Genomic DNA, 15902 nt, shown 5'->3' on the forward strand with positions numbered 1-15902 from the left:
TCATGCCCGCTCCTCGTCGGTGACGACGGGGGCGAGAACCGCGGGGAGATCGGCGGACGGCCCGGCGGAGCGCCATTCGGCCGCCAGCCGCCCGCCGGCGAAGCCGGCGTCTTCGTGACCCAGTTCGGCGGTGAGGTGCTTGACCACCGCCTTGCCGGAGCCGGCGTTGGTCAGCGCGACGAAGCCGGTACCGCCGTGCAGCCGGCTGATCGCCATGTTCCAGTAGCCCGAGGGTTCGCCCCCGTGGCCGAACTCCAGGTCGTCGCCGCTGTCGTCGACGATCGTGCCGAGCCCGTAGAACGTGCCGGTCTCACCCGCCAGCAGTTCCCGGGCGAGGGCCTGCGGTATCAGGGCGCCGGGTGCTCCGAGCAGCGCGTCCCGTACCGCGACCACGAACCGGGCGGTGTCGGCCGCGGTCGTCCACAGCCCGGCGGCCGCCAGGTGGGCACGGTTGCGCCAGCCGCCCTTGAGCGGAGCGCCGTCGGCGTCGTGGCCGAGGGCCACGGGGAGCCCGGAGGTGCTCGGATGGTCCTGGTCGAAGCTGGTGTCTGCGAGGCCGAGCGGATCCAGCACGAGACGCCGCATCAGGGGCTCGAACTCCTCGCCACTGGCGTCCTCCAGGACCTGTTGGAGCACCCAGTAGTGCGTGCTGCTCTTGCGGAACGCGGTATCGGGCGGCAGCTCGCGGCGCACCGGCGAGGTGACCGCGGGCGGCCTGCCCGTCAGCAGGTCGAGGAGGCTCGGCACGGGCTGACCGGGGCGGAACCCGACGCTGCGCTGCCGGACGAGGCCCGCGCGGTGCCCGAGCAGCATGCGCGGGGTGACCGGGCCCGGTGCCTCGGCGGCGTCGGCGAGGTGCCAGGACGTCAGATACGTCTCGATGTCCGCGTCGAGTGCGAGCAGGCCCTGGTCCACCAGGCGCAGCACGGCCAGCGCGGTCACGTGCTTGCTGAGGGAACCGGCCTGGAACAGGGTCCGGGCCGTCACCGGCTCGCTGCCGCCCGCGGCCAGCACGCCGTGGCCCGCCACGGACGCCACCGCGCCGTCCCGCAGGACGGCCAGGGCGAGGCCGGGCACACGGTGGTCGGCCATGACGGCGTCGACACCTGCCAGGCGGCCGTTCCGTCCGGCCGTGGTGCCGCCCTGGTCCGGCGCGGCCGCCTCGATCAGTGCGGCCGCCTCCGCCGGTGCCCCGGTCGCCAGTGCGGCGGGATCGCCCGCCGCGGCCTGCTGGAGCAGGCGGGCCAGCAGCTCGGCGGGGACCTCGACGGTGGCGGGACGGCCGTCGGCGTCGCCCGGGACCGCGCCGGCCGGCCCGGTGTGATTCCCGGCGGGGGCGTCCGTCGCCGCCGCGGTGGGACCGTTCCCGGGCGCGTCCTGTGGCCGCGCGTCCGCGTCGACCGCCGCCGCCAGTTCGATCAGGGTGTCGTGCTGGTACATGCGGTAGATCGACACGGCCAGTCCGGCCGCGCGGGCCGCCGCCAGGACCTTGATCATCAGCAGTGAGTGGCCGCCGAGGCCGGAGAAGCGGTCGTGGACGCCGATCTGGTCGACGCCGAGGACGTCGGACCAGATGGCGGCCAGCGCCTTCTCCGTGGGCGTGCGCGGCGGCACGTGGTCGGTGCCGGTGCGCAGCGCCCCGCGGTCGGGCGTGGGCAGGGCGCGGCGGTCGACCTTCCCGTTGGCGTTCAGGGGCAGCGCCTCCAGCGCCACGAAGGCCGCGGGCACCATGTAGTCCGGCAGACGCACCGCGCAGTGCCCGGCCAGCTCCTCCGCGGTGGGTCCGGCGGTGTCCGTCGTCGCGGTCCAGTGGGCCACCAGACGGCGGTCGCCGGGAACCGGCTCGTGGACGGAGACGAACGCCTCGCGGACGGCGGGGTGTTCGGTCAGTACGCTCTGGACCTCGCCGAGTTCGACCCGGTAGCCACGGATCTTGACCTGGTCGTCGATCCGCCCCAGGAACTCGATGTTCCCGTCCGCCAGTTGACGCACCAGGTCACCGGTGCGGTACATCCGCGCCCCCGCACCGGCACCGTACGGATCCGGCAGGAACCGCTCCGCCGTCAGATCCGCCCGACCCGCATACCCACGCGCCACACCGGCACCACCCACGTACAGCTCACCCGCGACGCCCACCGGAACCGGCTCCAGAGCCCCGTCCAGCACATACGTCCGCATGTTCGGCAACGGCCGCCCGATCGGGACGACCTCACGCCCCACCGGTTCCAGGACCGGAAAGACCGTGGAACCCACCGACGCCTCCGTCGGACCGTACTCGTTGATCAGCCGTCCGGGGCCGAGGATCTGCAGCGACCGGTCGGCGGTGGTGCCCGGCAGCGCCTCGCCCGCGACCACCGTCACCGCGCAGAGTTCGTCCGCCTGCTCGGAGGTGAGTTGAGCGGCCAGCAGGTCGAGGTGTCCGGGCGTCAGCTTCACGAAGCTGTAGGGCGCGCCGGCCAGCAGCGCACGGCCCAGCTCCGCGGGGGCGGTGTCCTGGGCCACCGTGAACACCCGTTGCCCGGTGACCAGCGGTGCCCACAGGTTCGGGACCACCAGGTCGAAGGCGACCGAGGAGAACAGCGGCGCACCACCCGACCCCCGCGACGCCAACTCCCGCGCCGCCCACGCCACATGATTCACCAGACCGCCGTGGGTGACCTCCACCCCCTTGGGAACACCCGTCGAACCGGACGTGAAGACCACATACGCCAGCCCCGCCGGATCGTCCCCGCGCACCGGCGCCGTCGCCGGCAGGGCGCTGAGGTCCTCGTCGGCGCGGAGCACGGTGACACCGTGGAACCGCTCCGCGTACGCCCCGGTCGTGACCGCCACCCGGGCGCCCGAGGTCTCCACCAGGGAGGTGACGCGCGCCGAGGGGTAGGACGGGTCGACCGGCACGTACGCGCCGCCCGCCTTCCACACCGCGAGCAGCGCCGCGATCAGAACGGGACCGCGGTCCAGCTGGACCGCGACCCGGGTCTCCGCTCCGACACCGAGGGCACGCAGCGCGTGGGCGAGCCGGTTGGCCCGGGCGTCCAGCTCCGCGTAGGTCAGGGTCTCGGCGCCGAAGGTCACGGCAGGGGTGCCCGGGACCCGGGCCGCCTGCTCCTCGAACCGCTGGAGAACGGAGGCGTTCCCGTGCTCACTGGCCGTCTCGTTCCACTCCACCAGCTGCCGCTCGCGCTCGCCGGCCGGCAGCGGCGCCACGCGGGCGTCGCCGTCGGGGTCCCGCGTCATCGCGGACAGCACCTCCGTGTACAGGGCGGTCAGCCGGTCCGTGTTCGCCCGGGACAGGGCGTGGGTGTGCGTGGTCAGCAGCAGGTAGCCGGAGACGGCCGACACCGCGAGGTCGAACTCGGTGGCGCCCTCGGCCGAACTGCCGCCCACGTCCACGCGTTCGGTGTCGACGTGGTCGAAGTCCTGGTAGCTGAAGCGGACGTCGAGCAGTCGCTCCGCTCCGGCGTCGCGCTGGATCGCGGGCATCGGGTAGCGCCGGTGTTCCCACATGCCCGCCTCGTGGGCGAAGACCTCGCGGACGAGTTCCTGCCAGGTGCGGGCGCGGTCCGCGTCGAAGGCGAACGGCAGGGTGTTGAGGTACATGCCGTACACCCGGTCGGCGCCCGGTGCCTCGGGGCGGGCGCTGAAGACGAGGCCCGTGTGGAAGCGGCTCTCCTCGGTGAGCAGGCTCAGCACCTTCAGGTGCGCGGCGAGCAGCACGCTCTTGACCGAGACCCGGGCCCGTGCCGCCAGGGCGCGCAACCCCGGCTCGAACTCCCTGAGTTCCACCGCCGACCGGTACCGCTCGCGCGGGGCGGTGCGGTCACCCGCCCAGGCCGCCGGCAGCCGGAAGCGGGCGTAGCCGCCGGTGACCCGCGCCCAGTGCGCCCGGTCGGGTGCGGACTCCAGGGAACGCAGTTCGGCGGCGACGAAGTCCGCGTACCGCACGGGGGGCGGGGGCGGCGCGGTGGACCGCCCTCCCTCGCGCAGGGTCCGGTACTCGTCGAGCAGTTCCATCAGCAGGGCGCGGTGGCTCCAGCCCTCGGTGACGGCATGGCAGACGGTGACGCCGAGCCGCCAGCCGTCGTCCTCGACGTGCGCGGTCAGCCGCAGCAGCGGGGCGCGCTCCAGGTCGAACAGGTCGGCGCGCTCCCGGGCGAGGAACGCCTCGACGGCGCCCCGCCGTCCGGCCTCGTCCAGGCCCCTGAGGTCCTCGACGGTCACCGGGATCGCGGCCTCGGCGTGGACCACCTGCAGCGGCCCGGTGCCGCCCTCCAGGTGGAGGGAGGTCCGCAGCATCTCGTGCCGGGCCGCGACCGCCCGGGCGGCGGCACGCAGCGCGTCCGCCGAGAACGGCTCAGGCTCCGTGATCCGGAAGGACGACACGTTGTGGTACGCGTGCTGGGTGTCGTCGGCCAGCATCTCGAGCACCATGCCGAGCTGCACCTGGGTCAGCGGGTAGGCGTCGACCGCGTCCTCGGGCAGCCGTTCCCGGTCCGCGGCCGGGATCAGGGCGAACCGTTCGACGGGCGTGTCGACCTCGGTGCGGGCGGGCCGCCCGGTGAGGAACTCGCCGAGTTCGGCGACCGTGCGGTGCTCGAAGACGTCCCGCACGCCGATGTCGTACCCGGCCGAGCGCAGCGCCCCGACGAGGGCGACGGCGCGGATCGAGTGTCCGCCGATCTCGAAGAAGCCGTCCTCGACGCCGACCCGCTCGAGGCCCAGTACCTGGGCCCACACCTCGGCGATCCGTTCCTCGGTCACCGTGCGCGGGGCCACGTATCCGTCCGCCGTCTCCTCGCCCGCCACCGGGGCGGGCAGGGCGCGGCGGTCGATCTTGCCGTTGGCGTTGAGGGGCAGCGCCTCCAGCGCGACCAGGCCCGCGGGCACCATGTAGTCGGGCAGGTGGTCGGCCAGGTGTGCGCGGACCGTCTCGGTGGACGCCTCGGCCGGCGCGTAGTACCCGGTCAGCTCGCCTTCGTGGGTCGTCACGAACGCCTCGCGGACGGCGGGGTGTTCGGTCAGTACGCTCTGGACCTCGCCGAGTTCGACCCGGTAGCCACGGATCTTGACCTGGTCGTCGATCCGCCCCAGGAACTCGATGTTCCCGTCCGCCAGTTGACGCACCAGGTCACCGGTGCGGTACATCCGCGCCCCCGCACCGGCACCGTACGGATCCGGCAGGAACCGCTCCGCCGTCAGATCCGCCCGACCCGCATACCCACGCGCCACACCGGCACCACCCACGTACAGCTCACCCGCGACGCCCACCGGAACCGGCTCCAGAGCCCCGTCCAGCACATACGTCCGCATGTTCGGCAACGGCCGCCCGATGGGTACGACTTCGGCGTCGGAGTCCGCGGGGACGGCGAAGACGGTGGAACCCACCGACGCCTCCGTCGGACCGTACTCGTTGATCAGTTCCGTGCCGGGGGCGAGCGCGCGCCAGCGTTCCAGCGTGGCCCGGGTGAACGGCTCGCCGGCCACGACGAGGACCGGGGCGAGGGCCGCCGCCTGGTCGGTGGTGAGCTGCCGGGCCAGCACGTCCAGGTGTCCGGGGGTGAGCTTGACGAAGCTGTAGGGGCCGGCGGCGGTCAGGTGCCGTCCCAGGTCGGCCAGGTCGACGTCCTGTCCGATCATGTGCACGGTCTGCCCCACGACCAGGGGTGCCCACAGGTTCGGGACCACCAGGTCGAAGGCGACCGAGGAGAACAGCGGCGCACCACCCGACCCCCGCGACGCCAACTCCCGCGCCGCCCACGCCACATGATTCACCAGACCGCCGTGGGTGACCTCCACCCCCTTGGGAACACCCGTCGAACCGGACGTGAAGACCACATACGCCAGCCCCGCCGGATCGTCCCCGCGCACCGGCGCCGTCGCCGGCAGGGCGGCCAGCGTCTCGGCGTCGGGAAGCTCGGTGAGGGTCAGCACGGCCGCTGCGGCCTCGCGCATGGCGGTGACGCGCGCCGCCGGGTGGGACGGGTCGGCCGGCACGTACGCGCCGCCCGCCTTCCACACCGCGAGCAGCGCCGTGAGGAGGTCGAGGCCCCGGTCCAGCCGCACCAGGACACGGGAGTCCGCGGTCACTCCGCGGCCGCGGAGATGGTGGGCCAGCCGGTTGGCACGGGCGTCGAGTCCCGCGTAGGAGACGGTGGCACCGGCGTGCTCGACGGCGACCGCGTCCGGGGTCCGGGCGGCCTGGTCCTCGAAGCGCCGGAGCACGGAGGCGGGCCCCTGCTCGTACGCCGTGTCGTTCCACTGCGTCAGCTGCCGGTGCCGTTCGCCCTCCGGCAGGAACGAGGCCCGCGCGTCGCCCTCCGGGTCCGCGGCCATCGCCTCCAGGACCTGCCGGAGCATGGACGCCAGCCGGTCGGTGCCGGACGGGCTCAGGGTCCGCGGGGCGGCGGTGAGGACGAGATGGCCGATGCGGGCCGACACACCGAGCGAGAACTCCGTGGGGCTGTCGTCGATGCTGGCCAGGTAGTCGACCTGATCGTGGTCGACCTGGTCGAAGTCGTGGTAGCTGAACCGGATGTCGACCAGCCGCTCGCCGTCGGCGAGTTCCCGCTGGATGACCGGCATCGGGTACGCCCGGTGCGGCCACAGCTCCACCTCGCGGGCGAACACGGCGGCGACCAGCTCGCGCCAGGTGCCCGCCGAACGGTCGTGGGCGAAGGGCAGGGTGTTCAGGTGCATGCCGTAGACCCGGTCGGCGCCGAGCACCTCGGGGCGGGCGTTGCACACCAGCCCGGTGAAGAAGCGCTCCTCCTCCGTGAGCATGCTGAGCGTCTTGAGGTGTGCCGCGTGCAGCACGCTCTTCAGGGACGCGCCCGCCTTGGAGGCCAGGGCGCGCAGCCGGTCCTCCAGGTCGTGGAACGGCACGGGCACGCGGTAGGGGGCGCCGGTGTCGTCGGGGTCACCGCGCCACGGGGCGGGCACGGACAGCCGCGCGTGGCCGTCGACGACGGACTGCCAGTAGGCGCGCGACTCCTCGCAGGCGAGGGCGTCCAGCTCGGCGGCGATGAAGTCGGCGAACCGGACGGCGGGGCGGGCGGGTTCGGCGCTCTCCCGGCCGTCGCGGGCACGGCCGTACTCCTCCAGCAGCTCCATGAGGAGGGAGTGGTGGCTCCAGCCGTCCAGGATCGCGTGGAACTCGGTGACGGTGATCCACCAGCTGGCGTCGCCCGCGATGTGCGCGGTCAGCCGCAGCACCGGCGGCACGGCCGTGTCGAACAGCTCGGCACGCTCCTGCCGGACGAACTCCTCGAGGACGCACCGGAGTTCGTCCTCCGACAGGTGTGAGACGTCGTGCACGGCCACCGGCAGCTCGGCCGTGGCGTGGACCAGTTGCACCGGCACGGAGTACCCGGTGAGGGCGAACGAGGTGCGCAGCACCTCGTGGCGGGCGGTGACCGCCGCGGCGGCCGCCCGCAGCGCCTGCGCGGAGAAGGGCCGGCCGTCACGGATCCGGAAGGACGTGGCGTTGTGGTAGGGATGCCGGCCCTCGTCGGTCAGCATCTCGACGGCCATGCCGAGCTGCACCTGTGACAGCGGGTACGCGTCGACGACTCCCTCGGGCACCCGGGCCGCGTCCTCGGCCGTGACGGACGCGAACGCGGCGACCGCGCGGTCCGCGCCGGCCGGCGCCGGACGCCCGGTGACCAGCTCGGCGATCCGGGCGACCGTGCGGTACTCGAACACATCGCGTACGGCGACGTCGTAGCCGATGGCGCGCAGCCGCCCCACCAGGGTGACGGCGCGGATGGAGTGGCCGCCGAGGTCGAAGAAGCCGTCCTCGACGCCGACCTGCTCCAGGTCCAGGACGTCGGCCCACACGGCGGCGATGCGTTCCTCGGCGACCGTGCGCGGGGCCACGAGGCCGGCGGAGCCGAGGGCGTTCTGGCCGGGGGCGGGCAGCGCACGCTTGTCCAGCTTGCCGTTGGTGGTCAGCGGCAGCGCCTCCAGCGCGACGAAGGCCGCCGGAACCATGTACTCGGGCAGCCGCCCCGCCAGGTGCGAGCGGAGCCCTCCCGGATCCGGGGCGTCCCCGCCGGCCGGGGTCACGTACGCGACGAGCCGCTTGTCGCCGGGGGTGTCCTCGCGTACCAGCACGACCGCGTCGCGCACCTGCGGGTGGGCGGCCAGGGCCGTCTCGATCTCTCCGAGTTCGACACGGAAGCCGCGGATCTTGACCTGGTCGTCGATGCGGCCCAGGAACTCCAGGCTGCCGTCGTCCAGCCGCCGGGCCAGGTCACCGCTTCGGTACAGACGTGAGCCGGGCGGCCCGAACGGGTCGGGCACGAACCGCTGCGCCGTCTGGCGCGGCTGGTTGAGGTAGCCGCGGGCCACGCCGGCACCGCCGACGCAGATCTCGCCGGGTACGCCCAGCGGCGCCAGACGGCCGTGCTCGTCCAGCAGCACGATCCGCAGGTCGTCCAGCGGACGCCCCACCGGGTTGCCCGCCCGCGGGTCCAGGTCCCGCTCCGTGAGCCGGCGGTAGGTGGTGTGGACCGTGGTCTCGGTGATCCCGTACATGTTGACCAGGGCGATCCGGTCGAGGCCGAACCGCTCCACCCACGGGCGCAGTTCGGAGACCTCCAGCTTCTCGCCGCCGAAGACGACCGCGCGCAGGGCCAGGTCCGCGTCGGTGCCGGCCAGCGCCCGGAAGGCGGTGGGCGTCTGGTTGAGGAACGTGACCCGTTCACGCGCCAGCAGGCCGAGGAACTCCTCGGGGGACCGCACGACGGAGTCCGGGACGACGACGAGACGGCCGCCGTACAGCAGTGCTCCCCACATCTCCCAGACGGAGAAGTCGAAGGCGTAGCTGTGGAACAGCGTCCACACGTCGCCGGCGTCGAAGGCGAAGTGCTCGTGGCCGCGGTCCATGAGACGGACCACGTTGGCGTGGGTGAGCGCGACGCCCTTGGGCCTGCCGGTCGAACCCGAGGTGTAGATCGTGTAGATCAGGTTCTGCGGGCTTCCGGTGACCACCGGGTCGGTGTCGGGCTGCCCGGCGATCAGCTCCGCGTCCGCGTCGAGCAGGAGCGGTTCGCCGTCGAAGAGCCCGGCGTGCGCGCGGGTGGTGACGACGAGGGGTGCGCGGGCGTCACGCACGATGTAGGCGATCCGGTCACGGGGGTTCGCCGGGTCCAGGGGAAGGTACCCGGCCCCGGACTTCAGGATGCCGAGCAGGGCGGGGATCAGGTCGGGCCCGCGATCCAGGCTCAGGCCGACCAGGGTTTCGGGGCGGGCGCCCCGGGCGATCAGGGTGTGTGCGATGCGGTTGGCGCGCGCGTTGAGCTCGGCGTACGTCAGGTCGGTGCCGGCGAAGGAGACGGCGACGCGGTCCGGGGTCCGCGCGGCCTGCGCCTCGAACAGCTCGTGCACCCGGTGCGCCACCGGGCTGGGCTGCCGCGACGGGCCGGTCAGCAGGGCCCGTTCGGTCGCGTCGACGATCTCCAGCGCGGACAGCGGCGCACCGGGGTCGGCGGCGACGTGTTCGAGCAGTCGCAGCAGATGCCCGCGCAACCGCTCCACCGTCGTACGGTCGAACAGCGCCGTCGCGTATTCCAGGTGACCGCCGAGCGTTCCGTCCGCGCCCTCGCGCAGCTGCAGGTCCAGGTCGAACTTCGCGAACCGGCCCGAGCCCTGGAACGGCGACACCTCGATGCCGGGCAGGTCGAACGTGGCGCTCCGGTCGCCGTGCATGGTGAACGCGACCTGGAACAGCGGTGTGCGGGACAGGTCGCGTTCCGGGGCGACCGCCTCCACGATCTGCGCGAAGGCCACGTCCTGGTGGTCGTGAGCGTCCAGCACCGCGGCCCGGGTGCGGACGAGCAACTCGGTGAACGCGGGATCACCGGAGAGGTCGCCGCGCAGGACCAGGCTGTTGATGCCGTACCCGATCATCCGCTGGAGCTCGGGGCGGCCACGGCCGGAGACCACCGTGCCGACCGCGATGTCCGACCGGCCGGTGTAGCGGGCGAGCAGGGTCTGGAACGCGGCCAGGAACAGCATGAACGGCGTGCTGTCGTGGGCGGCGGCGAGTGCGCGCAGCCGGCCCGCGAGCGCGTCGGGCACGTCGAAGGGCACGGCGTCCCCGGCGCCGTCGCGCACCGCCGGACGTGACCGGTCGGCGGGCAGGTCCAGGGGCGCGAGTCCGGCCAGTCGCTCGGTCCAGTACCCGAGGTGACGCGCGATCACCTCGCCGGTGACCGTCGAGCGCTGCCAGGCCGCGTAGTCGGCGTACTGCAGGTCCAGGGGTGCCGGGGTCGCGCCCGCGTACAGGTCGCCCAGCTCCTGGCCGAAGAGCTCGGCGGACCAGGCGTCGCAGGCGATGTGGTGGAACACCACGGCGAGCACGTGCTCGTCGGGGGCGATCCGGATGAGCCGGCCACGCACGGGCCAGTCACGGCGCAGGTCGAACGGCCGGGCCAGGTCGGCCTCGACGAGTGTGCGCGCGGCGTCGTCGTCGGCCGCCGTCGAGTGTGCCAGGGCCGGCGGCGCCGGGGCGTCGACGATCTGGACCGGTTCGTCGCCGTCGAGGGCGTAGCGGGTGCGCAGGATCTCGTGCCGCTCCAGCACGCCCTGCCAGGCCCGTTCCAGTGCCTCGGCGCGCAGGTCGCCGCGCAGCCTGAGGACCAGCGGCACCAGGTATTCGGCGCTGTCGGGCTCCAGCCGGCTGAGGAACCACATCTGCTGCTGGCCGTGCGAGAGCGGGAGCTGGGCGTCCCGGTCCGCGCGGGGGATGACGGCGCGGCGCCCGGCGCCGCTGTGCCCGCCGGCCAGTCGCCGGCGCAGCAGTTCGGCGCGGAGCGCGTCGGCATCCGTGCCCGAGTCGACGTGCTTTCCCATGTCCCCGGTGCTCATGCCTGGTGCTCCTTGGTCGGCGGGGTGAGGTCGGCCGTGGCGAGGGGGCCGACGGCGTCGAGCAGGTCGTCGTCGGAGAGCGCGGCCACCTCGGCCGTGACGCGCTCCTCGACGGTGGCCGCCAGCCGGGCGACCGTCGGTCCCTCGAAGACGGTGCGGACGGCGAAGTCGATCCCGAACTCCTGCTGGATGCGCGAGATGAGGCGGATCGCGAGGATCGAGTTGCCGCCGATGTGGAAGAAGTTGTCCTGTGCCGAGGCGCGGACGCCGAGCAGGTCGTGCCAGAGCTCGGCGATGCGCTCCTCGACGGGACCGTCCGGCGGCACGTACGCCCCGCTCACGGCCGGTTCGGGCCCGGGCTCGGGCAGGGCCCTGCGGTCCACCTTGCCGTTGGCGTTGACGGGCAGGGCGTCCAGGGCGGTGAAGGTCGCCGGGATCATGTACTCGGGCAGCAGTCCCGCGCAGTGCGCGGCGAGATCGGGCAGCGGGGCACCGGGCTCGGCCGGCACCGCGTAGCAGGCGAGCGCGGGTTCGCCGGCGGTGGGCCGGTGGACGGTGACCACGGCCTCGCGCACACCGGGGTGCCGCTCCACCACCGCCCGGATCTCGCCGGGTTCGACGCGGTAGCCGCGGATCTTCACCTGGTCGTCGAGACGGCCGAGGAAGGCGACGTTCCCGTCCGGCAGCCGGCGCACCAGGTCCCCGGTGCGGTACAGGCGGCTCCCGGCCGCTCCGAACGGGTCGGGGACGAACCGCTCGGCCGTCAGGCCGGGGCGGCCCGTGTAGCCGCGGGCCACACCGGTGCCGCCGGCGTACAGTTCGCCCGCGACACCGACCGGGACCGGCCGCATCTCCGGATCCAGGACGTACATGGTCATGCCGGGCAGGGGCCGGCCGATCGGCAGCACATCGGGGACCGCCGCGTCCTCGTCCTGCGGCACCGGATAGACGCTGGTGCCGACGGTGGCCTCGGTGGGACCGTACTCGTTGACCAGCAGCATGTCGGGGGCCAGCTCGCGCCAGCGCTCCAGCGCGGTCCGGGTGAACGGCTCGCCCGCCACCACCGTCAGCGGGGTCAGCGCGCTGGCCTGGGCCGGGGAGAGCTGGTGCGCCAGGATGTCCAGGTGTCCCGGCGTCAGCTTCAGGAAGCTGAACGGGGCGGCCTCCGTCAGGCGCTCGCCCAGTTCGGACAGGTCCGTGTCCTGCGGCAGCAGGAACAGCCGCTGTCCCGTGACCAGGGGCGCCCACAGGTTCGGGACGACCAGGTCGAAGGCGACGGAGGAGAACAGCGCGCCGCCGCCGTAGTCCTGGCCGGCGAGTTCGCGCGCGGCCCACGTCACGTGGTTGGCCAGACTCCGGTGGCCGACCTCGACTCCCTTGGGCACGCCGGTCGAGCCGGAGGTGAACACGACGTACGCGAGCCGCTCCTCGACGCTGACCCGGGCGGGCGCGGAACCGGGGCGCCCGGCGATCTCGTCGGCGTCCGTGTCCACGCACACCACCCGGGCCCCGGGCGGGGTGAACCGGTGCGCGTAGGCGGCGGACGTCACCACCGTGCGGACCCTGGCCGCCGCGCAGATCGCGGCGATGCGCTCCGCCGGGTACGAGGGGTCGATCGGCACGTAGGCACCGCTCGCCTTCCACACCGCGAGCAGCGCGGTGACCAGGTCCGGCCCCCGGTCCAGCAGTACCGCGACCCGGGACTCGGCGCCCACGCACCGGGTGCGCAGGTGCTGGGCGAGCCGGTTGGCGGCGGTGTCGAGTTCGCCGTAGCCGACGGTGCGGTCCTCGAAGGCCAGCGCGACGCGCTCCGGATCGCTGCGGACCCGGTCCTCGAACAGGTCGAGGACGGTGCGGTCGCCGGGGTGGGGCGGGGTGTCGTTCCCGTCGGCGAGCAGCCGGCCGGGTTCCGCCTCGCCCAGCAGGTCCACGGCTCCGAGCGCCCGGCCGGGGTGGCGTGCGACCTGGTCGAGGAGGGTGAGGAAGTGGCCGGCCATGCGCTCGGCGGTGGTGCGCTCGAACAGCGAGGAAGCGTACTCCAGTACGCCGTCCAGGGCGCCCTCGGGGGTCTGCCGCATGAACAGCGACAGGTCGGTCTTGGCCACCTGCCAGGCCTCGGTGAACGCGGCGAGGTCCGCGTCCTGCGTGACGACGCTGGTCACGCCCTCGCTGTGCAGGTCGAAGGCGACCTGGTAGAGCGGTGTGCGGGACAGGTCGCGCTCGGGCTGCAGTTCGTCGACGAGCCGCTCGAAGGGCAGCTCCTGGTGGACGAAGGCCGCACGGGCGGCGTCCCTGACCCGTCGCAGGGCCTCGGTGAAGCTCAGCTCGGCGGTCAGACCGCAGCGCACCACCAGGGAGTTGAGGAAGAAGCCGACCATGTGCTCGGTCCCGGGCCCGGTGCGGCCGGCCACCGGCGTACCCACCGGCACGTCCCACTGGCCGGTGTAGCGGGCCACGAGGGTCGCGTACGCCGTCAGCAGCGTCATGAACGGCGTCGCACCGTGCGCGCGGCCCAGTTCGGTCAGCGCCGCGGCGGTCGCTGCCGGGACCCGCAACGGCACGACCGCTCCGCGTGGGTCACGGACCGCCGGCCGGGGGTGGTCGGCGGGCAGGTCGACGGGGGCGATGCCGTCGAGGGCGGTCCGCCAGTGGGCCAGCTCGCGCTCGACGGTCTCCTCGGTGAGCCGGGCGTGCTGCCAGGCGCCGTAGTCCGCGTACTGCACGGCCAGGGCGGGCAGTTCGGGCCTGCGTCCGGCCAGTCCGGCCGCGCAGAGTTCACGCAGCTCGCGCTCCAGCAGCACCGTCGACCACCCGTCACAGGTGATGTGGTGCAGGGTCAGCAGCAGCAGGTGGTCCTCACCGGGCAGGCGTACCAGCAGGGCCCGGCACAGCGGTCCCGCGGCCAGGTCGAACCCCCGCCCGAACTGCTCGGCGAAGAGCGCGGGCACCTCCTCGGGGGTGGCGTCCGCCACCCGCAGCCCGACCCCGGTGGTACCCGGTGCGTCGATGACCTGGCGCACCTCGCCGCCCTCGGCGAGGTAGCGCGTGCGCAGCGGCTCGTGCCGGGCGGCCAGGGCGTCCAGGGCCGCGCCCACGTCCGCGGGCGTCAGTTCGGCGGGCAGCCGCAGGAAGAGCGGGGCGACCCACTCGGGGCTGCCGGGGTGCATCCGGTCCAGGAACCACAGGCGGCGCTGGCCCGAGGACAGCGGCAGCCGCCCGTCGCGCGGCACCGGCCGGATGCCGGCTTCCCCGCCGGACTCGGTGGCGGCCCCGACCAGTTTCGCCTGCGCCTCGACCGTGGTGGCGGCGAACAGGCCGCGCAGTGCGACCTTCTCGCCCGACGCGGCGCGCAGCCGGGCTGCCAGCCGGGTCAGCTGGAGCGAGGTGCCGCCCATGGCGAAGAAGTCGTCGTGGGCCCCGATCCGGTCCTGGCCGAGCAGGTCCGCCCAGACGCCCGCGACGAGTTCCTCCGCCGCGTCGCGCGGGGCCGTGAACGCGGGCCGGTGCCCGGCGGCCAGGTCGTCGGCGGTCGGCAGCGCGGCCCGGTCGACCTTGCCGCTGGGCAGCAGCGGGAACGCGTCGAGGAACTGGAAGTGGGCGGGGACATGGCTGTCCGGCAGCTGCGCGGCCAGGAAGACACGCAGGTCGGCGGTGGACACGGTGTCGCTCGCGGTCAGGTGTGCGGCCAGCCGCGTGCCGCCGTCCTCGGTCCGGTGTGCCGTGACGACGGCACCGGTGACCAACGGGTGGGCGGCCAGCGCGGCCTCGATCTCGCCGGGTTCGATGCGGACGCCGTTCACCTTCACCTGGTGGTCGAGGCGCCCGAGGTACTCCAGCGTGCGGTCGGTACGCCAGCGCACCTGGTCGCCGGTGCGGTAGAGGCGGGCGCCCGGCTCGGTGGCGTAGGGGTCGGGGACGAACCGTTCGGCGGTCAGATCGGGGCGGCCGGCGTAGCCACGGGCGACGCCGACGCCGCCGACGTACAGCTCGCCGGGGACACCGACGGGCACGGGGGTGCCGTTCGGGTCGAGGACGAGCACCCGCAGTCCGGGCAGCGGACGGCCGATGGGCACCGGCCCGGTCGTCGCCGCGGTGTCGACGGGGTGGGCGGTGACGTCGATGGAGCACTCGGTCGGGCCGTAGGTGTTCCAGACCGCCAGATCCGTGCCGGCCCGCTCGCGGAGCCGGGCGACCAGTTCGGCGTGCAGGGCCTCGCCCGCGCAGAAGAGGAGCCGCAGCGATCCGCAGCGGCCCCAGTCGCCCGCGGTGTCCTCGACGAGCAGGCGCAGTACGGAGGGCACGACCTGCAGCACGGTGACGCCGTGGTCGGCGACCGCGCGCAGCAGTGCGGCCGGGTCGCGCTCGGCGCCCGCCGGGGCGAGCACGACGGTCCCGCCGCTGACCAGGGGGGCGAAGATCTCCCACCCGGCGGCGTCGAAGGCGATCGTGGTCTTCTGCAGCACGCGGTCCGCGGGGCCGAGCCCGTGGCGCTCGACCGTCCAGCCGACCCGGTTGGCGATGCCCGCGTGGGTGACGGCGACGGCCTTGGGCCTGCCGGTCGAGCCCGAGGTGAAGATGGCGTACGCGAGGTGGTCCGGGTCGACGGCGGGCAGCGGCGTGCCGCCGTCCGGCTCCGGGGCGTGCGACGGCTCCCCGGGACCGACGCGCCGGGCGCCGGCCTGCGCGACGGCGGCCTGAAGGTCCGGGCCCGCGAGCACCAGGGCCGCCCCGGAGTCCTGGATCAGACCGCTCAGGCGGGCCGGCGGCTGGGCGGGGTCGAGCGGGACGTAGGCCGCCCCGGCCCGCCACACGCCTAGGAGGGCGACCACCAGTTCGACACCGCGGGGCAGGCCCACGGCGACCGGGGTCTCGGGGCCCGCTCCCAGGTCGCGCAGACGACGGGCCATGCGCAGGGAGGCACGGTCGAGTTCCTCGTACGTCACCGTGCGTTCGCCGTCCACGACGGCCACGGCGCGGGGCGTGCGGAACGCCTGCTCGGCGAAGCGTTCCGGAAGCAGTTCGGCGTTCACGGC

At 74.1% G+C, this 15902-nt stretch carries 2 protein-coding genes; both read right to left on the minus strand.

Annotation, left to right across the window (positions count from 1 at the left end):
• Positions 1 to 10869: a non-ribosomal peptide synthetase gene (locus ACZ4O3_RS12205; protein WP_467722081.1), complete on the minus strand. Its 10869-nt coding sequence runs from the start codon at positions 10867 to 10869 to the stop codon at positions 1 to 3.
• Positions 10866 to 15899, minus strand: coding sequence for an amino acid adenylation domain-containing protein (locus ACZ4O3_RS12210; protein ID WP_467722082.1), 5034 nt, complete (start codon positions 15897 to 15899; stop codon positions 10866 to 10868). The genes ACZ4O3_RS12205 and ACZ4O3_RS12210 overlap by 4 nt, the downstream gene beginning before the upstream one ends.
• Positions 15900 to 15902 lie beyond the last annotated feature (3 nt).

Source organism: Streptomyces sp. NPDC026515, from assembly GCF_055567595.1.